22 protein-coding genes are annotated in these 25,595 nt (G+C 47.8%); 18 read left to right on the forward strand and 4 right to left on the reverse strand.

Features of this window, described 5'->3' with window-relative positions:
- Positions 1–111 precede the first annotated feature (111 nt).
- The 9 genes from MKX68_RS12130 (at position 112) to MKX68_RS12170 (ending at position 12,031) form a co-directional block, all read left to right on the forward strand.
- Positions 112–915 (forward strand): AraC family transcriptional regulator, encoded by an 804-nt coding sequence (locus MKX68_RS12130; RefSeq protein ID WP_340911817.1) that lies wholly within the window; start codon positions 112–114, stop codon positions 913–915.
- A 368-nt stretch (positions 916–1,283) separates the two neighbouring features.
- Complete coding sequence (locus MKX68_RS12135) at positions 1,284–2,189, forward strand: ABC transporter permease (protein ID WP_047841090.1); 906 nt, start codon at positions 1,284–1,286, stop codon at positions 2,187–2,189.
- A gap of 29 nt (positions 2,190–2,218) precedes the next feature.
- Positions 2,219–3,100: a carbohydrate ABC transporter permease gene (locus MKX68_RS12140; protein ID WP_338589317.1), complete on the forward strand. Its 882-nt coding sequence runs from the start codon at positions 2,219–2,221 to the stop codon at positions 3,098–3,100.
- A 69-nt stretch (positions 3,101–3,169) separates the two neighbouring features.
- Positions 3,170–4,765: an extracellular solute-binding protein gene (locus MKX68_RS12145; RefSeq protein WP_338589315.1), complete on the forward strand. Its 1,596-nt coding sequence runs from the start codon at positions 3,170–3,172 to the stop codon at positions 4,763–4,765.
- A 40-nt stretch (positions 4,766–4,805) separates the two neighbouring features.
- Positions 4,806–5,783, forward strand: coding sequence for a LacI family DNA-binding transcriptional regulator (locus tag MKX68_RS12150; RefSeq protein WP_338589313.1), 978 nt, complete (start codon positions 4,806–4,808; stop codon positions 5,781–5,783).
- A 26-nt stretch (positions 5,784–5,809) separates the two neighbouring features.
- Positions 5,810–6,922 carry a glycoside hydrolase family 88/105 protein gene (locus tag MKX68_RS12155; RefSeq protein ID WP_340911820.1) on the forward strand — a complete coding sequence of 371 codons (1,113 nt, stop codon included), beginning with the start codon at positions 5,810–5,812 and terminating at the stop codon, positions 6,920–6,922.
- Positions 6,919–7,974 carry a pectinesterase family protein gene (locus MKX68_RS12160; RefSeq protein ID WP_340911822.1) on the forward strand — a complete coding sequence of 352 codons (1,056 nt, stop codon included), beginning with the start codon at positions 6,919–6,921 and terminating at the stop codon, positions 7,972–7,974. The genes MKX68_RS12155 and MKX68_RS12160 overlap by 4 nt, the downstream gene beginning before the upstream one ends.
- A gap of 385 nt (positions 7,975–8,359) precedes the next feature.
- Positions 8,360–9,931: a chitinase gene (locus MKX68_RS12165; protein WP_445671067.1), complete on the forward strand. Its 1,572-nt coding sequence runs from the start codon at positions 8,360–8,362 to the stop codon at positions 9,929–9,931.
- Positions 9,932–12,031, forward strand: coding sequence for a glycosyl hydrolase family 18 protein (locus MKX68_RS12170; protein ID WP_340911824.1), 2,100 nt, complete (start codon positions 9,932–9,934; stop codon positions 12,029–12,031).
- Positions 12,032–12,191: 160 nt separating this feature from the next.
- Here MKX68_RS12170 and MKX68_RS12175 read toward each other — a convergent pair whose 3' ends face one another.
- Both MKX68_RS12175 and MKX68_RS12180 read right to left on the reverse strand, forming a co-directional pair.
- Positions 12,192–13,049, reverse strand: a complete 858-nt coding sequence (locus MKX68_RS12175; RefSeq protein WP_340911827.1) for an aldo/keto reductase — start codon at positions 13,047–13,049, stop codon at positions 12,192–12,194.
- A 195-nt stretch (positions 13,050–13,244) separates the two neighbouring features.
- Entirely contained in the window at positions 13,245–14,459 is a 1,215-nt protein-coding gene (locus tag MKX68_RS12180) for an MFS transporter (RefSeq protein ID WP_338589300.1), read from the reverse strand.
- A gap of 163 nt (positions 14,460–14,622) precedes the next feature.
- On the opposite strand from MKX68_RS12180, the gene MKX68_RS12185 reads away from it, so the two are divergent.
- The 3 genes from MKX68_RS12185 to MKX68_RS12195 all read left to right on the forward strand — a co-directional run bounded on the left by MKX68_RS12185 (position 14,623) and on the right by MKX68_RS12195 (position 16,287).
- Complete coding sequence (locus MKX68_RS12185) at positions 14,623–15,018, forward strand: winged helix-turn-helix transcriptional regulator (RefSeq protein WP_017691613.1); 396 nt, start codon at positions 14,623–14,625, stop codon at positions 15,016–15,018.
- Positions 15,015–15,692: a TIGR00266 family protein gene (locus MKX68_RS12190; RefSeq protein WP_017691614.1), complete on the forward strand. Its 678-nt coding sequence runs from the start codon at positions 15,015–15,017 to the stop codon at positions 15,690–15,692. The genes MKX68_RS12185 and MKX68_RS12190 overlap by 4 nt, the downstream gene beginning before the upstream one ends.
- Positions 15,693–15,825: 133 nt before the next feature.
- Positions 15,826–16,287, forward strand: coding sequence for a MarR family winged helix-turn-helix transcriptional regulator (locus MKX68_RS12195; RefSeq protein WP_338589296.1), 462 nt, complete (start codon positions 15,826–15,828; stop codon positions 16,285–16,287).
- Positions 16,288–16,431: 144 nt separating this feature from the next.
- Here the strand turns inward: MKX68_RS12195 and MKX68_RS12200 are convergent, their stop codons facing one another.
- Complete coding sequence (locus MKX68_RS12200; RefSeq protein WP_340911830.1) at positions 16,432–17,406, reverse strand: aldo/keto reductase; 975 nt, start codon at positions 17,404–17,406, stop codon at positions 16,432–16,434.
- Positions 17,407–17,518: 112 nt separating this feature from the next.
- On the opposite strand from MKX68_RS12200, the gene MKX68_RS12205 reads away from it, so the two are divergent.
- Together MKX68_RS12205 and MKX68_RS12210 are read left to right on the forward strand one after the other, a co-directional pair.
- Positions 17,519–18,562, forward strand: coding sequence for an LCP family protein (locus tag MKX68_RS12205; RefSeq protein WP_340911832.1), 1,044 nt, complete (start codon positions 17,519–17,521; stop codon positions 18,560–18,562).
- A gap of 189 nt (positions 18,563–18,751) precedes the next feature.
- The gene (locus MKX68_RS12210) at positions 18,752–21,340 is read left to right on the forward strand and encodes a DUF2339 domain-containing protein (protein ID WP_340911833.1); all 2,589 of its coding nucleotides are present in this window, start codon (positions 18,752–18,754) and stop codon (positions 21,338–21,340) included.
- Positions 21,341–21,719: 379 nt separating this feature from the next.
- On the opposite strand, the gene MKX68_RS12215 is transcribed toward MKX68_RS12210, so the two are convergent.
- Positions 21,720–21,875: a hypothetical protein gene (locus tag MKX68_RS12215; protein ID WP_165980318.1), complete on the reverse strand. Its 156-nt coding sequence runs from the start codon at positions 21,873–21,875 to the stop codon at positions 21,720–21,722.
- Positions 21,876–22,108: 233 nt separating this feature from the next.
- On the opposite strand from MKX68_RS12215, the gene MKX68_RS12220 reads away from it, so the two are divergent.
- The 4 genes from MKX68_RS12220 to MKX68_RS12235 all read left to right on the forward strand — a co-directional run bounded on the left by MKX68_RS12220 (position 22,109) and on the right by MKX68_RS12235 (position 25,494).
- A complete protein-coding gene (locus MKX68_RS12220) occupies positions 22,109–22,780 on the forward strand; it encodes an FHA domain-containing protein (protein WP_340911835.1) in 672 nt (223 codons plus the stop codon).
- 26 nt (positions 22,781–22,806) lie between these two features.
- Complete coding sequence (locus MKX68_RS12225; protein WP_340911838.1) at positions 22,807–23,385, forward strand: class I SAM-dependent methyltransferase; 579 nt, start codon at positions 22,807–22,809, stop codon at positions 23,383–23,385.
- 104 nt (positions 23,386–23,489) lie between these two features.
- A complete protein-coding gene (locus tag MKX68_RS12230; RefSeq protein ID WP_133386280.1) occupies positions 23,490–23,954 on the forward strand; it encodes a MarR family transcriptional regulator in 465 nt (154 codons plus the stop codon).
- A gap of 154 nt (positions 23,955–24,108) precedes the next feature.
- The gene (locus MKX68_RS12235) at positions 24,109–25,494 is read left to right on the forward strand and encodes an MDR family MFS transporter (RefSeq protein ID WP_340911841.1); all 1,386 of its coding nucleotides are present in this window, start codon (positions 24,109–24,111) and stop codon (positions 25,492–25,494) included.
- The last annotated feature ends 101 nt before the right edge of the window (positions 25,495–25,595 follow it).

The raw sequence follows: 25,595 nt of genomic DNA on the forward strand, positions 1-25,595 counted from the left end.
TCACCTCGAATTATTTTTTTCTATGATAAAAGATGGGGGCAGATCATGTCTTTGTGAAAAGTGCTTGGAAAGTGAGCACGATTTGCTATAATGTCTGCAGGTGAGCAAACGATGGAATTAAACATGACGCTAAATGGGTTGGAATTATGGAAAGCTACCGGAGGGTTTGCGAATGAGCCGCATGTACATGACGACTGGTATCAGCTAACGCTGCCGGTCAGAGGCCAATGTCATCTGGTACAGGAACGGCAGGCATACCCGCTAAAAGCAGGCATAGGGATTATTGCTCATCCCCAGACTGAGCATTATTTTGAGATAGGGTCGGATTCGGCTGTCATTGTGATCAAGTTCCGTAAACCGCCATTAGGCAGTTTCGAAGGTGCGGAGTTAAGTGGGGAACGAGCTGATTTTCGACCTACCCAGACATTTGATCCTGCTGAGATAAACAGTCTGTTTCGTGGCTGGAATCTTATTTTGTTAGATGATGTGCCCGAAATGCTGCAAGTGCAGGAAACAGAACTGGCGATCGAGACGTATCTAAGACGTATGTTGACGGGGCAGGAAAATGGTAAAGGGACTGTGGATCACGGTACATTCATTGACCCTCATCTCCAACGAGTGTTGGATTACATTAACAGTGCCTATACAAGCCCAATGGATATTGATTCGATGGCGATGGTTGCGCATCAGAGCCGGTATCATTTTATGCGTTCTTTCAAAGCTCTTACGGGAACAACACCGTATCAATATTTGCTGAAATTGCGCGTAGAAGAAGCGTCCAAGAGGCTTCGCCATACAACAGATTCAGTGACCACAATCAGTTATGAACTGGGGTTTTCCAGCGTCAGTCAGTTTTACAGAGCCTTTCAGCGAGTGTATGATATGACACCGATGGAATATCGGAATCACATTTAGATTTTAACGGGCAGTCTCGCATATGCGAGACTGTATTTTAGTACGTTACAACATGCCACTGATTTTTGTTGTTGCCAAACATTGAAGACTTTGCTAAGATGGGAAAAAGTTTATGTAAGCGTATACATTTAAGTTAAAATTACAACGTTGTAATTATGGTTATGGCAAGTGTTGAAAAGAAAGAAATACGGTGTGAGGAGGACTAATTCAAGCTAATATCTTGTTCTTATGCAGAATAATATAGGTTGTTACAAAATGTGAATGAAATGAATAACAAATACGTCAGTGAAATGACAGTTCCTTTTTAATCAAAAATTCAAACGTTGTAATTATGTAGCGAAGGGGAGTGTTTTACGTTGAAAAAACGCATGTCCACGCTGTTCAGCCTGATCAGACGGGATAAGTATTTGCTACTGATGTTTTCGCCTATCTTTCTGTATTACCTTATCTTCATGTACCTTCCGATGCCTGGCGTGCTGTTGGCATTTCGCAATTTCTTGCCGGGGCAGGGCATGCTCAGTGGGGAGTGGGTGGGACTGCGCTGGTTCGAACAGTTCGTGAATTCCATTTACTTCTGGCGACTGCTGCGTAACACATTTTTGCTCGCCTTCCTGCCGCTCCTGTTTGGTTTCTCCATTCCGATTTTATTCGCTGTCTGCATCGTGGAAATCAAGAACCGGACATTCAAGCGATTTGCCCAGACGGTTACGTACCTTCCTCACTTCATCTCCACTGTTGTTGTAGCCGGCATGATTATTAACTTCCTGTCACCAACAGACGGTATTGTGAACACCCTCATCGCGAGTCTTGGCATGGAAAAAGTGAATTTCATGATGGATGCCAGCTGGTTCCGTACCATCTTCACAAGTTCCGACATCTGGCAGAGCTTTGGCTTCAGCTCCATCATCTACATTGCGGCCATTATGGGGATCGACCCCGAGATGTATGATTCCGGCAAAATTGATGGCGTCAACAAATTCCAGGAGCTATGGCACCTGACCCTTCCGAGTATCAAACCAACCATTGTCATTCTTCTGCTTCTGTCGCTTGGCGGCATTATGAGTGTAGGTTTCGAGAAAGTATATCTGCTCTACAACGGAGCCACCTACGAAACAGCTGATGTCCTGTCCACCTATGTATACCGGATGGGGATTGAGGGCCAGAATTACGGCTTCGCCACAGCGGTCGGCCTGTTCAACTCGATCATCACCTTTATCCTTGTTTTTGCTGCCAATTCCATGACCCGCCGCCTGACCAAGATGTCACTCTGGTAAGACTATAACCCGGACCAAAGGAGACCTGTATGCAAAAATCGAGAAGTGACCGTTTGTTCTACGGATGTGTCTACCTGCTGACCATACTGGCGGTTGTTATCACGTTGTATCCCTTTCTGTACGTCATTAGTATTTCATTCAGCTCGGTGGATGCCATCGACAAACAAAAAGTGGTATTGTGGCCCGTTGGGTTTACCCTGTCAGGTTACCAAATGGTACTGCAATACAAGGAGTTATGGGTTTCGTTCTACAACACCCTCTGGTACACCGTGGTAGGCACACTGTTAAACATTGTGGCAACATGTCTTGCGGCGTTTCCATTATCCAGACAGCAGTTTTTCTTACGACGCAAGCTGAATTTCTTCATCGCTTTCACCATGTATTTCTCGGGTGGACTCATTCCGGTCTACATGCTGATTACCTCGCTTGGGCTGTACAACACCCGCTGGGTTATGGTGCTGCCTGTGCTGGTGATTACGTTTAACGTCATGATCTGCCGCTCAGCGTTCGAAGGTATTCCGAATGAAATATTCGAAAGTGCCAGTATAGACGGGGCCAACGAGATGACGATGCTGTATCGTCTGGCGGTTCCCATCATCAAGCCAACACTGGCTGTGCTCACGCTGTACTATGCGGTATTCCACTGGAACAACTTTTTCTCGGCCCTGTTATATCTGGGCAAACAGGATATGCAGCCCTTACAGATGTTCCTGCGAAGGGTGCTGATCATGGCTTCGCCGGAAGTGATGCAGAAGATGGGCGGCACGATGACATCCGGTGCGCTGGCGGTATCCACCCTTCAGGTTCGTTATGTATCCATTGTAGTCAGCATTCTGCCTATTGTTACGATCTACCCGTTTATCCAACGGTACTTCGTTAAGGGGATCACCCTCGGAGCCGTGAAAGGATAGCTTTACTTACTTAAGTGTCATGTCATTCAAGGGAGTTCAAAATGGTTCATACCTAAGGAGGAATGATGGATGAGATTTAAAGGGGCAGGAAGAAAAAGTGTAGTGGCAGCGATACTGGCAATCAGCCTGGCGGGATGCAGCGGTGGAACAGGGGCGGGAACCGATGCGGGGAGCACCCCGTCCAGTTCGGAGCCAGCTTTCAACTATACCGGGGCAGGGCCGGTAACGGATCAACCGGATGCCAAGCTGTCTATTCTCGGCACCAACGCCTGGACGACGAACGTGGATTTGTCCACCGCAGCGATCGTTAAGAAAATCGAAGGAAATGCCGGTGTTACGGTGGATTGGGATCTAATTCCGCCGCAGAACTATGCGGATGCCGTAAATCCGAGGCTGGCTGCCGGTACGGGCTTGCCCGATATCGTATACCTGCCGGATCAGGATCAATTGATGAAGTACATCAATAGCGGCCTGTTTATCCCGATTGACGAGCTGGTAGAAAAGTACGGCGTGAATCTCAAAAAAATATATGAAAAGTCCCCTTCAGTTAAAGCCAGTTTAACGACGCCAGATGGTAAAATGTATTATATTCCGCAGCAGACGTTAACCCGCAACTACATGCCGGTATTTATGGTCAATGTGCGCTGGCTTGATAAGCTGGGATTAAGCGAGCCGACTACGCTGGATGAGTTTACGGCGATGTTGCGCAAGTTCAAGACAGCTGACCCGAACGGCAACGGAAAAGCCGATGAGATTCCGCTGTCCATGGAAGCCAAATTTGTGTCCATGGCCTTTGGCCCGGCATTTGGACTTGATCTGTCCAATCAGTTTTATGCAGACGATCAGGGCAAGGTACATTTCAGCTATTATGAGCCGGCGTACAAGGAGTACCTGACCTATCTGAACGGACTGTACAAGGAAGGTCTGCTTGGGGTGGATTATGCGAGTACCACGAGTGATCAGGTCACATCGCGCATCTCTCAGGATGTGACGGGCGCAACGTTTAATTTTAGCTGGTACATGTCGATGGTCTACAGCCCGTTGTTCAAGGATTACAATCCGGAAGAGCCAATCATCAAAGGCATTTTGCCACTAAAAGGACCGCAAGGCGATCAGTTCTACATCGGTCGTACCCCGGTTAGCGGCATCTTCGGCATCACGCGGGACAGCAAAAATCCGGAGCTGGCTTTCCGCTTCCTGGATTATGCGGTAAGTGAAGAGGCACAGACGTATTATACGTGGGGCATCAAGGATGACACGTATACGGAAGAGAATGGCGTGAAGACATTTACGGACAAAGGCAAGGACAATGAATACATTCAGAAGCTCGGCATTGGTCCGGTAAATCTGCCGAACATCCAATCGACCGATTCTGCTGATTCCGTCGTAGCCCCTTGGCATGCAAAGATGGATAAGGAACTGGAGCCGTATGTGCGCGAACCGTTCCCGTTTGTCTATGCCCTGCCGGATGAAGCGAGTGTGGAGAGCATGGCGATGCCTGACATCACCACATATGTGGAAGAGATGAACTTCAAGTTTATTAGCGGTGACGCCAGTCTGGACCAGTTTGACAGTTATATTGAGACGTTGAAGAAGATGAATATAGAGCAGGTTATTGCAGGCAGACAGGCACAATATGATCGTTATAAGGCTGCACAGAAATAGAAAATTAGGGTTTCAGGCGTATGAGAGGTGTTGATTGATTTTGATAACCATTAAAGACATTGCCAAACTGGCGGGGGTGAGCTATAGCACGGTATCGAAGGCGCTGAATGATGATCCCCGAATCAAACCGGCAACAAAGCAGAAGGTGCTTGCGGTCGCTGAGAAACATCAGTATCGAAAAAACATGCTGGCCCGGCAACTCTCCACCGGCAGGAGCAACATTATCGGTTTTGTGCTGGATGAGCTGAGCAATCCGTTATTCTCGAACATCTCCGGCCGTCTGCACACCGAGCTGAAGAAGCGGGGATATCAGATGATCCTGGTTGTGGCGGATGATGGTGTGGATGTCTTCAGCCAGCTGCGCGTGGACGGATGTATTCTGTGGGATTATGCATTGGACAATCGGGAGATGTTCTGGAAAAAGTTCGCCACACTCAACATGCCATGTTTTGTGCTCGGTACAGATGAAGCGCCGAACTCTCCTTACATCAAGATTGATCGCAAAGAAGGGCTGTTCAAAGCAGTGGAGCATCTGAAATCGCTGGGCCACAGCCGAATCGGATTCATCGGCAACTCCCAGCACGTCAAACTGGAGGGATACCGGGAAGCGTTGCAACGTACGGGTCTGGCTTTTAACGAAGATCATGTGCTGCCAGCGTATTCCTCTTGGGAGGACGGGTATTTTGCCATACGTAATCATGCGTTTGGGCCGGAGTCGCCAACAGCTTTTATTGGACTGAACAATCTGGTCACCCGAGGGGCGCTTCGGGCTTTGCTTGAGGCAGGTTACAGTGTTCCACGCGATATCTCGTTAATTGGGTATGATGATCTGCCGGATATGCAGTATGCGGAAGTAGCCTTGACAACGATTGGCCCGTCTCTGGATGAACTGGCCGTGCAGGCAGCAGAGCTGATCGTATCGTTAATCCGTGATGAACAGGTCGATGTTCCGGTAGTTATTCAGCCTAAGCTGAACCTTCGCAATTCAACAGCCGTTAGTCATACATCTATTAGGTGAGTACAACATTCAAGGAGGAATTGCTTATGCAGGTACAGACACAGTTATCCTGGTCTGAGCGAATTGCAGCAACGATCATCCAGCAATGTAACGGGGACGGTTATCATGCGTTCCCTTCGGGACGATGGGCATACGTGGAAGGCATGACCTTGATGGCGATGGCACGAACCGGGCAGTATTATGGCAAGCAAGAGTATGTTGATTTTATGAAAAAACATATGGATCTGTATATCCAGTCCGACGGCTCTATTGGCACGTATACGTTGGAAGAATATAATTTGGATCAGATTAATCAGGGGAAAAACCTGTTTGCATTACTGGATGGTGCAGAAGATCAGCGTTACGCAGAAGCGGCGCATCTCTTGGCAGCACAGCTCGCGGGGCAACCCCGCACGTCGGAAGGCGGCTTCTGGCACAAAAAAATCTATCCATTCCAGATGTGGCTGGACGGCCTGTATATGTCCTCTCCCTTTCTGTCCGAGTATGCGAAGACATTTCATCAACCCGAGTTATGGGATGAAGTAGCACATCAGATTTTGCTGATCGAACGCCAGACCCGTGATCCTCGGACCGGACTGCTCTATCATGGCTGGGATGAATCGAAGGAACAGGTCTGGGCAGATTCATCGACAGGGTGCTCGCCACACTTCTGGAGCCGGGCGATGGGCTGGTATGCCATGGCGATTGTGGACAGTGTGGAGCATTTCCCCGTGAATCATCCAAAGCGCGGCACCATCATCGGTATCTTCGAACGGATGTGCCATGCTTTGGTACGCGTGCAGGAGCAGGAGAGCGGGTTATGGTTCCAGGTGCTCGATCAGGGCTTCCGCAAAGGCAACTATCTAGAAGCATCCGGGTCAAGCATGTTTGTATATGCACTTGCGAAGGGTGTGCGGCTGAGATATCTTGAGCCGCATTTCAGAGCTGCGGCGGAGAAAGGATGGCAGGGACTTTCCTCCAGGTTAGTGGAGGAGATGACTGACGGCGTTCGGTTAAACGGGATCTGTCATGGCGCAGGACTAAGTCTGGACCGGGATGGCTCGTACAGCTACTATGTAAACGAAGCAGTTGTAAGCGATTCCTTTATGGGAATGGCCCCTCTCCTTCTGGCAGCACTGGAAATGGAGCGACTGCCATGACGCAGCAGAGATTGCCAAATACAGCATTGGAATCATCAGCTCCCTGTCTGACTGTTGCTTCAGATGGGACAGGGGATTATGTGACGATTCAGGCCGCAGTTGATGCGCTGCCGGAGAATGGCATCGGAATCGTTCCAATTCGAGTGAAGGCTGGTGTCTATCATGAGAAGCTGCATATGGAGAAGCCGGGCATCCACCTGATTGGTGAAGGGGCGGAGCAGACGATCATTACGTATGATGATCATGCACTCAAGAAGTTCCCGGATGGGTCGCCATATCATACGTTTCATTCCTATACGGCTTTCATTGGTGCTGATGATTTCACGGCAGAGGGGATTTCCTTCGTAAATGCTGCTGGGCCGGGTAAGCAAGTTGGTCAGGCGCTGGCCGTTTATGTGGATGGAGACCGGGCTGCCTTTCGCCGCTGTCGTTTGATCGGTCACCAGGATACAATCTTCACCGGCCCGCTGCCGGAGCAGCCCATGGATCGCAGTTATTTTGGCGGGCCACGCGATGGTGCTGAGCGGCGCAAACTGCGGCAGTATTTCGAGGACTGTTACATCGAAGGTGATATCGATTTTATTTTTGGCTCGGCTACGGTGGTGTTTAAGGGCTGCGAGATCTTTACGAAGAATCGCCTGACTGAAGCAGAGGCTGCGGACGGACAAGTGAACGGTTGGATTACGGCAGCCTCTACGCCGGAGGATGTGCGTTACGGCTATGTATTTCTGGACTGTGATCTGACCAGCAATGCTCCGCCGCAGTCGGTGTATCTGGGCAGACCGTGGCGTCATCATGCCAAAGTCTGTTTTCTGAACTGCTGGATCGGCGCTCATGTGAAGCGGGAGGGATGGCACAACTGGAACAAGACAGATGCAGAGCAGACCGTTCAGTATGCGGAATACAACAGCGCCGGGCCTGGTGCCGGAAGTGCTGCTGATCGTGTGCCTTGGTCCAAAATACTGACCGAACAGGAAGCGGCCGAGTACACTGTACCTCTGATTCTGTCCGGCGTGGATGAATGGCAGCCTTTTGAAGGGGAAGGGGAGTAGCGGCGGTAAGACACGCCCTCTTCTCTGCGCAATATCTAACACAGGTTTTCTTTCAAGTCTCCTAAGGAGTTGAAAGAAAACCTTTTTTGTGCGCTATATTACATTTTTCGCCCCCAATAGAACTATTTTATCCCTTATCTCTTTTGCATTTTACTGATTAAATACAGGGTGAGGATCTGTAAATTCCCTGTAAAATTTGGATGGTGCCTGCAAAAAAAAGAACACGAGAGGGAAGGTCCATTTTGGTAAGGGAAGGGAGTGAAGTGACACGCAACATCAGATGGCTGAATGAGGCTGGCTCTAATCGATCACAGATCAGATGCAGGTGGACTATTGAAGTTTTGTTTGCGAGGTGAACGTATCCTTAGTACAGGAGGGATTTTGCTTGAATCAAGCTGTTCGATTCCGCCCGGTCATTACATTTGCTTTGGCATTTCTTCTACTTATTTCGTGGTTTGCACCGAGAGCTGATGCCGCCGCCCAGTGGCAGGCAGGCACCGCATACAAGAAAGGAGACCTCGTAACATATCAAAATAAAGATTATGAGTGTATTCAGGCACACACGGCGTTGACCGGATGGGAGCCCTCTGTTGTGCCCGCGTTGTGGAAACACGTCGGGGAAGGTTCAGGAGGGGAAACGCCAACGCCAGATACGGCACCACCTTCTGTTCCTGCGGGTCTGACTTCATTCTCCATCACGAACACCTCTGTGAGTCTTTCCTGGAATGCATCCACGGATAATGTGGGCGTAGCGGGGTATGAGGTGTATCGGAACGGCGTTTTTGTGACAAGTACTTCAACTACAACAGCTGTAGTCACGGGACTGACAGCCAGCACGACTTATGCTTTTACGGTAAAAGCCAAAGATGCCGCAGGCAATATATCCGCTGCGAGCACCTCCCTCAGTGTGACAACTTCCAATGGATCATCCAATCCGGGGCCAACCAGCGGCAAATGGCTGATCGGCTACTGGCATAACTTCGATAATGGTTCAACCAATATCAGACTTCGTAACGTATCAACAGCCTATGACGTCATTAATGTCTCCTTTGCCGAACCGATTTCACATGGCAGCGGAACGCTTGCTTTTACTCCATACAATGCAACGGTAGCCGAATTCAAATCCGATATTGCCTATCTGCAAAGCCAGGGGAAAAAAGTACTGCTTTCCATGGGGGGAGCCAACGGTACCATTGAGCTCACCGACGCGACCAAGAGACAGCAGTTCGAAGATTCGTTAAAATCAATCATTTCCACGTATGGTTTCAATGGTCTAGATATCGATCTGGAAGGAAGCTCCCTGTCTCTGAATGCAGGGGATACCGATTTCCGTAGTCCAACTACACCGAAAATTGTTAACCTCATCCAAGGCGTGAGAGCGGTTAAGTCACACTTCGGCGCCAATTTCATCCTGACGGCTGCGCCGGAGACGGCCTATGTACAGGGTGGATATCTGAGCTACGGCGGTCCTTGGGGAGCTTACCTGCCAGTCATCCATGCCTTGCGTAATGACCTGACCCTGCTTCATGTGCAGCACTATAACACGGGCTCCATGGTGGGTCTGGATGGACGCTCTTACGCTCAAGGAACAGCTGATTTCCATGTGGCTATGGCGGAGATGTTGCTTCAAGGCTTTCATGTAGGCGGTAGCACAGGCCCTTTCTTTAGCCCCTTACGACCGGACCAGATTGCCATCGGCGTACCGGCTTCCCAGCAGGCTGCGGGAGGTGGTTATACAACGCCTGCCAATCTGCAGAAGGCACTGAATTATCTAATCAAAGGTGTGTCGTACGGCGGTTCCTATACTTTGCGCCAGTCTACGGGCTATGCGGGGATAAAAGGGATTATGACCTGGTCAATCAACTGGGACGCATATACAAATAACCAGTTTTCGAGCGCACATCGTCCGTTCCTGAACGGGCTGAGTACGCAAACGACAAAGGAGGTTGTGTATTAGATGATACATTTAAATAAACACACTGCTTTCAAAAAAACCGCAAAGTTTCTCCTGGGTCTATCCCTGCTCTTATCCGTCATTGTTCCTTCTTTTGTGCTCCAACCCGCTACGGCAGCAGCTGCAGATTCTTATAAAATTGTTGGTTACTACCCGTCCTGGGCTGCGTATGGGAGAAACTATAATGTAACGGATATCGACCCGACCAAAGTCACGCATATCAACTATGCTTTTGCCGATATTTGCTGGAATGGTATTCATGGAAATCCGGACCCTTCGGGCCCTAACCCGGTGACCTGGACGTGTCAGAATGAGAAGAGCCAGACAATCAATGTACCAAATGGAACGATCGTGCTTGGCGATCCATGGATTGATACCGGCAAGACATTTGCAGGGGATACGTGGGATCAGCCCATTGCAGGTAATATCAATCAGCTTAACAAGCTGAAACAGATCAATCCCAGCCTGAAGACAATCATCTCTGTGGGAGGATGGACATGGTCCAACCGGTTCTCCGATGTAGCTGCGACTGCTGCAACGCGAGAGGTATTTGCAAACTCTGCCGTCGATTTCCTGCGGAAATACAATTTTGACGGGGTAGATCTGGACTGGGAGTATCCGGTATCAGGCGGACTTGATGGTAACAGCAAACGTCCTGAGGATAAGCAGAATTACACACTGCTTCTGAGCAAAATTCGTGAGAAGCTGGATGCTGCCGGAGCTGTGGACGGCAAGAAGTATCTGCTTACGATTGCAAGCGGTGCATCGACGACCTATGCTGCGAATACAGAGCTTGCCAATATAGCTGCCATCGTCGACTGGATTAACATTATGACATATGATTTTAACGGGGCTTGGCAAAAAGTCAGCGCGCATAACGCGCCGTTGAACTATGATCCTGCGGCTTCAGCTGCTGGGGTGCCGGATGCCAATACATTTAACGTAGCTGCCGGAGCGCAAGGGCATCTGAATGCTGGGGTACCGGCCGCCAAACTTGTGCTTGGTGTTCCATTCTACGGCCGCGGCTGGGATGGATGCGCACAGGCGGGCAATGGTCAGTATCAGACCTGCGCGGGAGGTTCTTCCGTTGGAACTTGGGAAGCAGGCTCCTTTGATTTCTATGATCTGGAGACCAATTACATTAACAAAAACGGGTACACGCGTTACTGGAATGATACGGCCAAGGTGCCATATCTCTATAACGCGACCAACAAACGTTTTATCAGCTATGATGATGCGGAGTCTGTAGGATATAAAACGACTTATATCAAGAGCAAAGGACTCGGCGGTGCGATGTTCTGGGAGCTTAGCGGTGACCGAAATAAAACACTCCAAAATAAACTGAAAGCCGATCTGCCTACTGGAGGCACAGTACCTCCTGCAGATACGACGGCGCCAAGTGTACCGGGAAATGCCCGTTCGACAGGCGTGACGGCAAACTCGGTGACGCTGGCTTGGAATGCTTCAACGGATAATGTAGGGGTTACCAGTTATAACGTCTATAATGGCAATAATCTTGCAACATCCGTCACCGGAACAACAGCAACAATTAGCGGACTTACCGCAGGGACTTCTTATACCTTCACGATCAAAGCAAAAGATGCGGCAGGCAATCTGTCTGCAGCCAGTAATGCTGTAACTGTAAGCACTGCCACTTCGCCGGGAGGTGATACGCAAGCGCCATCTGCACCAACGAACCTGGTATCAACGGCGCAAACGACATCCAGCATAACGCTGAGCTGGGCGGCATCCACGGATAACGTGGGTGTAACGGGTTATGATGTGTACAATGGAACGACACTTGCGACATCCGTGACCGGAACGACAGCAACGATCAGCGGGCTTGCTGCGGATACCTCGTATACATTTACGGTAAAAGCAAAGGATGCGGCGGGGAATGTTTCTGCTGCGAGCAATGCGGTGACCGTGAAAACAACAGCAGGAACGACGAACCCGGGCGTTTCCGCCTGGCAGGCGAATACAGCCTATACTGTAGGACAGCTGGTCACGTATAGCGGCAAGACATATAAATGTTTGCAGGCCCACACTTCCTTGCCTGGGTGGGAACCATCCAATGTCCCTGCATTATGGCAGGTTCAATAGTTAAAAAATGGACTACAACATTTTGAATTGAAGCGTGCAGTTTTAGCAAGGCTTGGCTATAGGGAAGAGAATATAACGAAAAAACACCGGCTCCTGGTCCGGTGTTTTTTCGCTATGCTATGTCAATGTCAAATAAAGCAGGCTCCAAAAAGGCTATTCATTAGAAATCGAAGTTGTCCGGGTCAGGTCCAACGCGTACATCTTCGTTCAGAGCACTGATCTGATCCATCTCTTCATTTGAAAGTTCAAAGTCGAAGATGGAGGAGTTCTCGATAATCCGGTTTTCCTTGGTGGACTTCGGAATGGTAATGACCCCATTTTGCAGATCCCAACGCAGGATGACTTGTGCAACCGATTTGCCTTTGGCTGAAGCAATCGCCGTGAGCACCGGATTGTCCAAAAGCTGACCTTGCATCAGAGGCGACCAAGCTTCAAGCTGGATACCATGTTTTTCACAGAAAGCCTTAAGCTCAACCTGAGTCAGGCGAGGGTGGTATTCCACCTGATTGACCATCGGTTTCACTTTGGCATCCTGCATGAGGTCTTCGAGATGATGAATCTGGAAGTTACTTACGCCAATGGCCTTAATGCGGCCGGCTGCGTACAGTTCTTCGATCGCTTTCCAGGCTGCTTTGTATTTGCCTGCCTTAGGCCAGTGAATCAGATATAGGTCCAGGTATTCCAGTCCCAGCTTGTTCAAGGTTGTATCAAAAGCCGCAAGAGTCTCTTCATATCCGAGGTCTGCATTCCATACTTTAGATGTAACAAACAGTTCTTCGCGTTTCAGGTTGTTTTCTTGCAAAGCTTCGGCTATAGCTTGGCCAACACCGGCTTCATTGCCGTATATTGCAGCAGTATCAATGCTGCGGTAGCCATGTTTAATCGCATTTTTCACGGCTTCAATCAGTTCAGATCCTTCTTCTACCTTAAATACACCAAGACCGAACCAAGGCATAGAAACACCGTTATGCAGAGTTACTGTGGATTGTAAATGTTGTGCGGTTTGAGCTGTTGTCATGAGATTTCCTCCTTAAAGTGTGTAAAAATCAGTGATTTTAAGCTGAATTTTCGTTTTTTCATCATACAAAATTAAATCATAGTAGATCAAATTGTATTCAACGTATATAGTATAATAAAATACCATGTGAAACCGGTTCCCCTCGAAGACTGGAACTGATATATATAAGAGTGAGACCTATGGTCGGAATGGAAATTAGAACGAAGCTTTCTCCATTTCGACTGATGCATGTTGATCCTTGCTTTCCAGCATTTTAGCCCATGCTGTCAGGATTACAGCAACGAGAACCATCAAGGCTCCGACCCATGTCGTGTGAATCAAACCAATGGAGTCATTGATCACTCCACCCAAATAGGCACCTATAGCGATCCCTGCATTAAATGCGGCGATGTTAAAGGCTGAGGCTACATCCTTGGCCTGTGGTGCATATCGTTCAGCCAAGGTTACAACGTACATCTGAAGACCAGGCACATTCATGAAGGCGAGCAGACCCATACCCATAATGGTGAGCAGTGCTGCCAACTTAAACGGGACGGTGAAGTACATCACGCCGAGAATAATGGTCTGAATGATGAACATGTAGAAGAGCGCCTTGAGCGGGTTGCGATTGGCTGCTCTGCCGCCGATGATGTTGCCAACAGCAATGGCGATTCCGTACAACAACAGAATGAACGCTACCGTTTTCTCGGAATATCCGCTGATATCATGCAACAACGGGGACAGATACGTAAAGACTACAAATGTTCCTCCGTACCCAACGGCAGTGATGGCAAAAGCAAGCAGCAAGCGTCCACCTGTAACGAGCTTCAGCTGATCCCGAATTGCCGTTCTTGTTCCTCGCTTCAACGTGGATGGCACGAGTATCAGGTTTCCGATCATTGCAATAATGCCAACCACAACAATCAGGATAAAGGCAGCACGCCAGCCCCAATGTTGACCAATGAGTGTACCGAGAGGTACACCGGTTACTGTGGCAATGGTAAGACCGGAGAACATGATGGCAATGGCACTTGCCCTACGGTTGGCAGGCACCAGATCGGCTGCAATCGTGGAGCCAATGGACATGAACACCCCGTGTGCCAGAGCGGATACTACTCTTGCAATGAGTAACATGGTGATGCCCGTCGATAGTGCAGCCATCGTGTTACCCGCAATGAAGACGATCATGATGGCAAGCAATAGCGTTTTGCGTGATATGGTAGACGTCAGTGAGGTCAGCACAGGAGCCCCAAAGGTAACGCCTAATGCATATAAAGTAACGGTCAGTCCCGCGGAAGTTACGGAAATGCCCAGGTCATCTGCAATGAGGGGCAGTAGCCCAACGCTGATAAATTCTGTGGTACCGATCGCGAATGCACTAATGGCCAGCGCAAGCAATGCCCACGTGCTGCGCTTTGAATCTTGTAACATTTCTTGCTCAACTCCCCCGAATGTAGATTTACGTACCGGCAAATGCTATTATGAGTTATTCGGTATAGATTGAATAGTACGTACTTTTTAGTACCCTACGTACTTTTTGGTGCCTATACAGCATGCGACGGATGTATCCAATTCATCAGGGAGGAAGCAAGTTATGGTCAGAAAAAAATATAACATCTCGGTTGAAGCTACCCTAGAAGTGATCGGTGGCAAGTGGAAATGCGTTATTCTCTGTCATCTGACACATGGGAAAAGACGAACCAGTGATCTTAAGCGTATTATGCCCGCAATTACACAGAAAATGTTAACACAGCAACTGAGAGAGCTTGAAAACGACGGAATCGTAAACCGAATCGTATATAATCAGGTCCCTCCCAAAGTGGAATACGAATTGAGTGATTACGGGAGAAGTCTTGAACCGATTCTCAATGCGCTATGTAATTGGGGAGATCAACATATTGTGAAGGAATACGGAGACAAATCAGCAGTTCTGGAAGATAATGGACTCAATGATTTTAACTCTGACAATAGGGAGCTGGTGCAACCGTGAACTATGAGATTTTATATGATGGTGCTTTTGCGATGCTCAAGGTACATTTGCAGCGGGGAGAGCGGTTCAAGGCCGAGAGTGGTGCGATGGTTTCCATGACTCCTACGGTTGAATTGAAGGGTTCAGCAGAAGGTGGGATGTTTGCCGGGTTCGGTCGGATGCTGAGCGGGGAGAAGTTTTTCTTTCAGGAACTGACGGCTGCGGGTGGGTCGGCAGAGATTCTGCTCTCACCTTCAAGCATGGGCGATGTAGAAGCTGTTGAATTGGACGGTTCCTATTCACTCTATGTGCAGAAAGACGGATTTCTGGCAGGAACCGAGGGCATTCAGGTGAATACCAAGATGCAAAACCTGAAGAAAGGTCTCTTTTCGGGAGAAGGTTTCTTCATTATTGAGATCAGTGGACGTGGAACCGTATTTCTGTCTTCCTATGGTGCCATCCATGCGATTAATCTGGCAGCAGGTGAAGAAATGATCGTGGATAACGCCCATTTGGTGGCATGGCCTCATTATGTAGATTACCGTATTGAGAAAGCTTCACAGGGCTGGTTATCCAGTGTTACAAGTGGAGAAGGACTGGTATGTCGGTTCCGGGGAGAAGGAACCATTCTTATACAGAGCCGCAATCCGCAAGGATTCGGACAATGGGTGAAGCAGTTTATCCCTGCCCGCTAATTATTTTTTTGAGAAAGAACACACAGAGTTGCAACGGATATGTTTCCATCATCGTTATATGAATAATGGATTTACTTCATTAACTGGTGGGTACATAATCTGTTGCATAAGTCGCACATCATGGAGGTATGAGATGACAAGCTCACGGTATAAAAATGCACAAGAAAGTCCGGGATATCTGTTATGGCAGGTTACATCCATGTGGCAAAAGGAAATACGCAGGGTGCTGGAGCCCCTCGAACTGACACAACCTCAATTTGTATTGTTGCACGCATGTCTGTGGCTCAATGAACATGATGAGGAAGGCAAAGGAGTAACTCAGGTTCAAATTGCTCAGTTTGCCAAGGTGGATGTTAACGTGACTTCTCAGGTGCTGCGTGCTCTTGAAAAGAGAGGATTAATTACCCGGGCTCGTCATCAGACGGATACGCGTGCCAATATTATCACAACAACGGAAGAAGGAACCCGATTGGCTATTGAAGGGATTCATCTGTGTGAGGAGTCGGACAAGGCATTTTTTGAAACTTTGGATGATCGCAAGGAAGAGTACATGGAGATCATGCAGGAGTTTCTTCGTCAAAAAACAGAGGGCTAATCCATAATATACATTTTTTTATTTTATTAAACTACAGATTGTAGTGGGATTGGAAAATTTTCTGAATACTAATGATAATAATATTTATGCAAAATACAAATAGACCTCCTGACTTCATCTTGTCGGGAGGTCTATTTCGGTTGCTCAATCGATTCGGTAGGATGCAAACGGCTCGCGGCGACGGAAAGAGTCACTGATCTGATCCAGATCGGCCAACAGCTCATCGGGCAGTGACATGTCCAGACTAGCCAGATTATGTTCCAGCTGTTCGGTGCGTGTAGCGCCCACAATCACTGTGGATACAGCCGGACGTGTCAGCAGCCATGCGAGTGACAGCACACTTGGGGAGCAGCCATATGAGGCAGCTTTAGCACTCACTTGTTCACTCAGTTGGATATTATGCTCCAGCAGGAAACGGTTGAAAGATGGATCGGTGTCTGCTCTGGACCCGGAAGGTACGCTGGTCTGTCCGTTGTATTTACCTGTCAGAATACCACCTGCCAGCGGGAAATACGGGATAATGCCTACACCCTGATCAAGACACATCGGTACCAGTTCCAACTCAGGCGTACGGTCTGCCAGGGAGTAGCTGGTTTGGGTGGAGATGTAGCGCACATAACCTTTCTGTTCACTGATCCCCAGAGCTTTCATCAGCTCCCAGGCTGCGTAGTTGGAGGCTCCGATATAACGGACTTTGCCGGAAGTGACCATATCATCCAGTGTGCGCAGTGTCTCATCCAGCGGTGTATGCGGATCAAAAGTATGGATCTGGTACAGATCCACATAATCCGTTTGCAGACGCCGCAGGCTATGTTCCAGCTCTTGTTGCAGATGGTAGCGGGAGGAACCCCGCCCATGGGGACCATCATGCCGGGGTAATCCGGCTTTGGTAGCAAGCACTGCGTTTTCCCGTCGACCTGCCAGGGCCTGTCCAATGATGCGTTCCGATTCCGTACCTGCGTAGATATTGGCGGTATCGATAAAGTTGATGCCCTGATCCATCGCTGCATGAATAATGCGGGTAGAAGCTGCTTCATCCGCGCGTTTGCCAAACGCATTGGTGCCGAGCCCCAGTGCCGAAACACGCAAACCACTATTGCCTAAACGTCGATACTCCATCATTCATCGCTCCTTCTCTATTCATTTATGTATAGCAGATTATAACGTAATCTATTGAAAACGTGTTATTAATATAGTTAAATGAATCTAAGAACCCGTTATTAAAGGAGATATGATGGAAAACAGTGCTGCACATTTAACAAGACGGAAGCCGAAGAAACCGAAGAAGAAATGGAAGAAACCATTAATCATCACCCTAAGTGTGCTGCTTGTGCTCGGAGGACTCGGATTTGTTTATCAAAAGCAACTCGTCGTGTTTGCCTTTAATTTGTTCGCTTCAGCTACGGTGAAGGAAGCCTTGGATGACTCCTTTGTACCAGCTGGCGATAAGGATGCCCCTGTTGTGGAACATACCGACCCATTCTCGCTGTTGCTGCTGGGGATTGACCAGCGGGATAACGAACCAAGCCGTTCGGATACCATCATCTATTCCGTCGTGCGTCCAGAAGACAATAAAGTGCTGCTGCTGTCCATTCCGCGCGATTCCTATACCGAGATTGTCGGCCGGGATGTGAAGTCAAAGATCAACTCAGCGTATGCCCACGGTGAAGCCAAGATGGCGATGGATACGGTGGAGAATCTGCTGGGGAACAAAGTAGATTTCTATGCCGCGATTAATTTTAACGGGCTCAAGGATATTGTTGATGCGGTGGGCGGTGTTGAACTGCCGATCAAAAAGAATATTGAGAACAAGCTCAAAATTCATGAGAAGCTGTTTGTTGAAGCGAATAAACCGATCTATAGCGGTGAAGAAGCGCTTGGTTATGTGCGTTACCGGGAAGATTCCGATTTCAATCGGACGATGCGTCACCGGATTTTCCTAAGTGCCTTCATGAATCGTGCGCTAGAGGTCAAAAATCTGACCAAGATCCCGGACGTAATTCAGATTGCCGGATCGAATTTTACAACCAACATGACCTCGGACTTTATCGTGAAATTTGCCGAGTCCTTATATATGAAAGATAGCATACCAACGATCAGCAACTACATGCTGAAGGGTGAGGGTGCAACGCGCAGTGGCACATGGTACTACGATCTGTCGGAGGACGATCTGCAATATGTGCGTGGCATGATCGCCAGCTGGCTGGACCCGGATGCTACCGAGATTATTGAACCGGAGTCAGCGGACCAGGCAGATACACCTGATGCAGCATAAGCATCCATTCTTGTGCAAAGCTCATATGAATATAAGTCCGGCGAAGCAGTTGCTTCCCGGCTTTTTTTGCGTTTGAGATCCTAAGGATGGAATATTGTACAGATATATCTAATGTTTAAACCTCTTTTTATGGCATACATATAGTAAAATATAGGGAAAAGATTAAACATCAACCAACGGAGGAAACTCATGAAGGAGTTTAAGGAACGGCTTGGGCAGGTTCAGGAGCAGCAGAAACAGCTGGCGAAGGAGTATCAAGCCTTGCTCCAGGAATACCAGTCCGATGATCTGATCGTTCAGAATGAACAGTTGCAGGAACAGTATGAAGCCCATAAGCTCAAGCTGCGCGAGCTTGAACTTCGCTCGCGCAAGATGGAAGAAGAGAATGCACGTCTTCGCATGGCGTTATCTGAACAGATGCTGGATGAGAAGCTGAATCTGATTCGGGTATCCCGAGAGAAGATGGAGACCTATTTTCAAGGGAAAACAGCGGTACATAATGATCGAATTGCATTCCATGAACATCGAACCAAATCCAATCTGAACGCGCTGTACAACCGGGCAGCAGAGGAGTTGCAAGAGGACTCCCACGAGGTGAAGGAGAGGATTGCTTACCTTGCTGCAGAGGTGAATGAGCGCATTGAATCGCACAAGCGGGCCGTACGGGAGCGAGAAGAGGCTCTGCGTGGGCACATGGAGCGTGGATATGAGCAGATGGCGGAGGAGGGCTTGAGCGAAGAGACCATTCAGCGTCGGATCAAGCAGAATCGTATGGAGATGAAGATTGGACTTAGCTGGATCAACAAAGTAGCCATTCTGCTGCTTATTCTAGGCGTTGGAGCAGCGTTCCAATACTCGTACTCGACCTGGTTTAATGACGAGATGAAGAGTGGAGCCTTTTTCCTGCTTGGTGCTCTGATGCTCGCTGGAGGAGAGTTGCTGTTTCGTCGCAAAAAGCAGACGTTTGCAATGGGGCTGCTCGGCGGCGGGATCTCCGTGTTGTTCGGGTCCATCTTCTATAGTTATTTTTTACTGCATATTATCGGGTTATATACGGGACTTGCCCTGTCTGTATTGGTATCGGCAATCTCCGTGTTGTTGTCCCTAAGGTATCAGTCGAAGACCATCTGTTCATTGGGTCTGGTAGGCGGATATCTTCCGCTATTCTCGTATATGTTCTCGTTCGGGCTTGAGGGCACTGCTGTCTATGTAGCCATGATCTATCTGCTGCTCTTAAACGGCATTATTGTGTTCATTTCGTTTGGCAAACGGTGGCCGGTGGTGCACTATATCAGTTTCCTGTTCAACACACCATCCATGCTCATCCTCTTATGGCTGTCACCAAGTGAGAAGATTGGCATGTTGTATTCCATTGTGACGTTTGCATTATATCTGGGCATTACACTGGCGTATCCGTTCAAACACCGGATGAAGTTAACCTGGTGGGATTTCGCTCTGCTCGCTATGAATACAAGCATCAGCTGTCTGATGTTATACATGTTATTTGATGTGGCAGGTTGGAATGATGCTCAGGGCTTGCTGGCGTTAATCTTCTGCGCGGTGTATCTGGGCCTCGCACGATTCGTTCAGCGCCATATGGCTCAGGAGAAACAGACGATTCTGCTCTTCTATGTCACTTCCCTGACCTTTGCCATTCTGATTATCCCGTTCCAGTTCGGGGCCAAGTGGTTATCCATGGGTTGGTTAATTGAAGGCGTTCTGCTGGTCACACTCGGACATCTGAAACGGTTCAAATCGGTGGAACGTGCCGGATGGGGCATCGTGCTTCTATGTCTATTCACTTTTGTGTACTATGACCTGCTGGCGCTATTCTTCATCGGGGAACGTTCTTACTTTATGTTAAAATACACCAGCATTACGCTGGGGACCCTGCTGATTACACTGTATTATGCCTGGGCAGTTCACAGCAACTCATCTTCCAGAGAGAGATTCAATTACAGCGCACTGGAACTGGGTTTCCTGAACGGATTCAAGTATGTGACACTTGCGAATCTGTGGTTATACGTGCTGTATGAGTCAAATGAATTGTATACCAGAGCAGTCGATGGGACGTTCCTGTTATACATGTTCTACAAGTTACTCATGTTCGCAGCGTTCACCATTGCATTGGCGTATGGACTAGGCAAAGTGAAGCTGCTGCGCGACCAATTCGTGCAGGTGTACACCACCTTCCTTCATGCCGTTGGCTGCTGTATTGCACTGGCTGTAACCTTCACCATGCCGGCGCTTCAGCCGGAAGTTCAGCAGCATACAGCGGCAGAGATTGTTGGTTTACTGGTGCTAATTATCTTTAACGTAGGGGTATTCTTTGCAGGAAGGGATCTGCTGATTGCAGGCATCCGTGGGCAGTTCAAGAGCATTGAATGGTACCCGGTTATCGCAGGGGTATACCTGCTTGGGGTTATCACCGTATTCCTGACGATCCAGTTCCAGTGGGGTGATGTGGGGCTGATGTTCAGCCTGATCTATCTGCTGCTGGCGATTCTCTATATTGCCTATGGATTCCGTAGAAAATATGTGATGATTCGGCGTCTGGGCCTGGGTCTCACGTTGTTCGCTACGGGTAAGATGGTGTTCTATGATGTAGGGATGCTTACCTCGGGCAGCAAAATCTTTGCTTATTTCAGCTTTGGCGTACTATTGCTTGGGATCTCTTACCTGTATCAGAAGGTGTCGAGCCGGATGGAGGAAATACAGTCCAGAGAGACAGCAAAGCCTGCCGACGAACCGACTGTTTCTGAGGAGGAGCAAGACTGACTTTGATTCTGAACGACCGAGGTTGCATTTGCGATTATATGGGGAGGGATTTTTGAAATGGGATTCGACATGAAAATCATGTTTTGGCAACTGTTATGGCTTGCTGGCCCTGTAGCTCTTATCGTGTATGCGTGGAGGAAATTCGGTGTGAGAAAGAAGCGGCGTTAAGGTGAGTGTGGGTGAGATGGTGGGAATGTCCGCTGTCCACTTCACTTCGCGTTGGGAAATAAGTCTTGTAATATAGTTTTTTGGTATTAAAATGAGGCTCCGGGCTGCTGTGAACAGCAATCCGGGGCCTTATTGATTGGAGTCTATGGCTTAGGCTAATATGACATTCGTGAAACGTTTTGCGCGGAGATCACGTTATAATAGAGTAGACTCAGGGCTGGATCTTCATTTGTAACCATGAGGTTTCGGAAGCCGATGTGCCTTTCAGTGATTCTCCGCCATCATCATTCATACGGGAGAGCACGGTTAATGTCATGGACAGGGCAAAGGCGAGCAACACGTATATGAAAATGTTTTTTTTATTCATAGGAAGGTACCTCTCTTGTTGAATGAGCTAAAGTAGACATCCGGCCGTCATGAGAAAAAAAGCACAACGTCTGGTATAGTAGAGTGAGTAGAACCAAACATAAATCGTTCCTGTATACCACTATATTGAACTATAGCGGTGCAAACAATGGAACAAATCTGATGATCTTATCATTATTGTTATGAAATGTTTATAGAGATCGAGTGAGTGATCATTGAAGGTGGGAGAATAACATGCGGGAGACGGCAAAAATCGTCATTCGTACGCCAGGACAGGAAAGTGACGGCTCATTCGCTTATGTAAGCCAAGGTCGCTCCATTACGGTGGGACGTTATACAGGCGGCAGTGAATTGGACTTGTCTGTCTATAATCAGATGATATCGAAGCGGCATTGCCGCATTCATTATGATTCACAGCAACAGCTATGGATCGAGGATCTGGATAGTAAAAATGGAACCGAACTGAACGGGCAGCGCCTCGTTCCTTATGAGAAATATCCGTTTGGCGAAGGAGACAGCCTGACATTGGTCAACGGCTTGATTCAGCTTCGCGCTGAAGGAGATCTTGGAGAGACCAGGGAATATCGGGTGTCGGATCTGCTGGGTGAGGGCGTACGCTTGCAGGATCACCTGCAAACCGTGCAGATCGGTGAAGTGGAGATTCCGCTATCCAAGAAGGAGTATCAGCTGTTCAAATTGCTGTATAGTCAACTGGACCATTTTGTGACCCGAGAGCAGATTGTGGCTCAGGTGTGGCCGGAGCGGAGCATGCTGGAGAGTGAAGCGGTAGGGATCGACGAGATTAACTCGCTCATCTATCGGACGAATCGCAAGCTGGGTGTACATTTTACGATCAAGTCTGTGTACAAAAAAGGGGTATACATGAAGTCTCATGTGCCCGAATGAATGCGTGATAACAAAGGGATGATGCTATGTTCATCGTTCATCTAATTCCATGGCTGATTGCTGTGGTGACATTGATATGTGTCATATCTATCGTACTTGTCAGTTGGAAAAACGGGATTTCCCCGATGCCCACATCCGGCCGTGTCAGGCAGGTGGTCATTCAGGAGGTAAACCGCATTCCAGGGTACGGGGATGTGCTCGAAGCAGGCTCCGGATGGGGCACACTGGGAATGGATGTTGTAAGGCATTGCCCTGGTAAAAGGCTGACCGGGATTGAGAATTCTATCATTCCCTTATGGTCTTCCCAAATAATTGCCTATCTCAGTGTTCGCTTACGCCGAGCGAAGGGAAACAAGCACTCTCTCAAGGGCAGACTGCGCTTCATGCGCGGGGATATCTACACCAGTTCCTATGAACATGCGGATTGTGTGATCTGTTATCTGTTTCCGGGAGCGATGACCCGACTTCTGGACAAGTTCAGTCGGGAGCTTCCGCCGGGTGCCAAGGTGATTAGTATCTGTTTTGCCCTGCCGGGCAAGGAACCGCTACGCACAATAACATGTCGAGATGCCCTACGTACCAAAGTGTATGTGTATGCTTTTTAATGAAGAAGCTTATGATTGGAGACAGGAGAAACCGGAGGAATGAGACCCTCATGTTTCTGCTTTTTTTCAATGCATGTTATAACTCACGTGGGGTGTATATAGCTATGAATAAACAAGAACAAGTGACTGATCATTTCAGAGAATTATTTAATAAAATGGTCTGGATTAACAAGTCGAAGATGGAAGCCAGTCTTCGTGGTTATAAGTCTTCCGAAGTTCATTGCATTGAATATATTGGAAAGAATATCGATCCCAATGTGACAAAGCTTGCAGAGTCGCTGTATATGACCAAGGGTGCCATAAGTAAATTGACGAAGAAACTTATCGAAAAAAAACTGATCGAAGTCTACCAGAAGCCGGAGAACAAGAAAGAAGTCTATTTCAGACTGACCGAGAAAGGGAATGTTGTATTCGGTATTCACGAGGAACTTCACCAAGAATTTCAAAAGCGGGATCAGGCTGTGTTTGAGCAGGTAACCGAAGCGCAATTGGAGGGCATGCTCAGGTTTATGGAGCAATACAGTAAACATTTGGACGCAGAGATAAAGAAACAGGGTTTGGACATTTAGATAAATGTGTGTAATGAAGGGTAACACAAAAAAGCAACTTACTCTAATCGAGGGTAGGTTGCTTTTTTATTTGAATAATTATTGTTGACAAGGAAACTAAAAAGAGTTACATTTTTTGTTGAATAGGAAACAATAATGCAAAGAGGAGACACATATGACTAAAGAAAACGTTAAAACCACTGATTTACCCAAAGAGGTGCTCATTGCAGCCTGGGCTATAGCTCTTGGAGCCATTGCACCTTTGCTTGATTCAACCATGGTGAATATTGCCATAGATCAATTAACACATGATTTCAATACAACCTTGACCATTATTCAATGGGCCATTACAGGCTATATTCTCGCTCTTGCCATGGCAGTTCCCATCTCCGGTTGGCTTATGAACAAGTTTAATAGCAAGAAGATTTTCATTGGTGCTGTTATCCTATTTGGAGTGATTTCTATTTTAGTAGGTGTTAGCTGGAACATTTCGAGTTTTATCTTTTTTCGTTTACTTCAAGGGTTCAGCGCAGGGGTGATTACGACCCTCATGTTTACCCTCTTGTTGAAAACGGCAGGGAAAGATCACTTGGGAAAAGTGATGGCCATCGTAAGTACGCCTATGATCTTCGGCCCTATTCTGGGTCCAGTCCTTGGAGGATTCATCGTTCAGGTGGCATCCTGGCAATGGATTTTCTTCATTAACGTGTTTATCGTGTTGATTGCTGCGCCAGTAATGATGAAAACAATTCCTGACTTTGAACCTTTCAACAAAGAGAATAAGCTTGATCTGTTTGGCATTATTAATTTGTCTTCCATGAGCGGGGCTTTAATCTACGGGATAACGAGAGCTGCGGAACATGCTACGTTTAACAATAATGAAACGATCTTATGGGTGGGTATTGGTGTGGGTTTGGCTGTCATATATATGGCTTATAATCTCATTCGCAAGAATCAAACGGTCCTGCCCATGAGTTTGTTTACTTATAAAAGTTTTGCTGCTTCAAGCGCCGGCTTGTTCATGGCAAATATTGCTCTTATGGGCCCGATGTTAATCCTCCCGCTATTCTTTCAAAACTTTCGCCATTTTACGGCGATTGAAACAGCAGTTGCTCTTATCCCACAAGGGGTTGGGATGCTTGTTACTCGGCCTTTACTTGGAAAAATGATTGATAAAATTGGACCTAAATATGTAGTGATCGTCAGTTTATTTCTTTCTCTCATTGGTTCAATTCCGCTTATTTTTATCTCTGATAAAACAAGTATGATCTGGATCTCCGTTATATTGTTAATTCGTGGTGCGAGTATTGGAGGAATTAGTCTGCCGTTAACAAGTGAAGCATACACCGGGCTTGATAGCACACAGCTCCCCGAAGCGAGTGTGGGCATTAATATGATTGAGAATCTTGGTTCAAGCTTTGGCTCAGCTATTATCGCGACGGTTGTTGCAACGGTCATAAATGAGTTGAAGGGGTACCATGCCGGATTTCTATTATCCAGCGTTATTCTTGTAATTATTCTAATCCCTAGTTTGTATCTTACAAATAAAAGGAACGCATGAACAGTTGCTCATGTTCTTCCTGAAAAATAAAAGCACTAGGCCCCGAATTCACTGTTATCGTGATTTCGGGACCTAGTGTTTCTTATTATAACCTAACTACA

The sequence above is a fragment of the Paenibacillus sp. FSL M8-0212 genome (genome assembly GCF_038004645.1).
Lineage (GTDB): Bacteria > Bacillota > Bacilli > Paenibacillales > Paenibacillaceae > Paenibacillus.

Excerpts from the sequence above, each read along its gene's own strand:
- MKX68_RS12130 (WP_340911817.1), top strand. The coding sequence starts at position 112 with ATGGAATTAAACATGACGCTAAATGGGTTGGAATTATGGAAAGCTACC.
- MKX68_RS12135 (WP_047841090.1), top strand. The coding sequence starts at position 1,284 with ATGTCCACGCTGTTCAGCCTGATCAGACGGGATAAGTATTTGCTACTG.
- MKX68_RS12140 (WP_338589317.1), top strand. The coding sequence starts at position 2,219 with ATGCAAAAATCGAGAAGTGACCGTTTGTTCTACGGATGTGTCTACCTG.
- MKX68_RS12145 (WP_338589315.1), top strand. The coding sequence starts at position 3,170 with ATGAGATTTAAAGGGGCAGGAAGAAAAAGTGTAGTGGCAGCGATACTG.
- MKX68_RS12155 (WP_340911820.1), top strand. The coding sequence starts at position 5,810 with ATGCAGGTACAGACACAGTTATCCTGGTCTGAGCGAATTGCAGCAACG.
- MKX68_RS12160 (WP_340911822.1), top strand. The coding sequence starts at position 6,919 with ATGACGCAGCAGAGATTGCCAAATACAGCATTGGAATCATCAGCTCCC.
- MKX68_RS12170 (WP_340911824.1), top strand. The coding sequence starts at position 9,932 with ATGATACATTTAAATAAACACACTGCTTTCAAAAAAACCGCAAAGTTT.
- MKX68_RS12175 (WP_340911827.1), bottom strand. The coding sequence starts at position 13,049 with ATGACAACAGCTCAAACCGCACAACATTTACAATCCACAGTAACTCTG.
- MKX68_RS12180 (WP_338589300.1), bottom strand. The coding sequence starts at position 14,459 with ATGTTACAAGATTCAAAGCGCAGCACGTGGGCATTGCTTGCGCTGGCC.
- MKX68_RS12185 (WP_017691613.1), top strand. The coding sequence starts at position 14,623 with ATGGTCAGAAAAAAATATAACATCTCGGTTGAAGCTACCCTAGAAGTG.
- MKX68_RS12195 (WP_338589296.1), top strand. The coding sequence starts at position 15,826 with ATGACAAGCTCACGGTATAAAAATGCACAAGAAAGTCCGGGATATCTG.
- MKX68_RS12200 (WP_340911830.1), bottom strand. The coding sequence starts at position 17,406 with ATGGAGTATCGACGTTTAGGCAATAGTGGTTTGCGTGTTTCGGCACTG.
- MKX68_RS12205 (WP_340911832.1), top strand. The coding sequence starts at position 17,519 with ATGATGGAAAACAGTGCTGCACATTTAACAAGACGGAAGCCGAAGAAA.
- MKX68_RS12210 (WP_340911833.1), top strand. The coding sequence starts at position 18,752 with ATGAAGGAGTTTAAGGAACGGCTTGGGCAGGTTCAGGAGCAGCAGAAA.
- MKX68_RS12215 (WP_165980318.1), bottom strand. The coding sequence starts at position 21,875 with ATGAATAAAAAAAACATTTTCATATACGTGTTGCTCGCCTTTGCCCTG.
- MKX68_RS12220 (WP_340911835.1), top strand. The coding sequence starts at position 22,109 with ATGCGGGAGACGGCAAAAATCGTCATTCGTACGCCAGGACAGGAAAGT.
- MKX68_RS12225 (WP_340911838.1), top strand. The coding sequence starts at position 22,807 with ATGTTCATCGTTCATCTAATTCCATGGCTGATTGCTGTGGTGACATTG.
- MKX68_RS12230 (WP_133386280.1), top strand. The coding sequence starts at position 23,490 with ATGAATAAACAAGAACAAGTGACTGATCATTTCAGAGAATTATTTAAT.
- MKX68_RS12235 (WP_340911841.1), top strand. The coding sequence starts at position 24,109 with ATGACTAAAGAAAACGTTAAAACCACTGATTTACCCAAAGAGGTGCTC.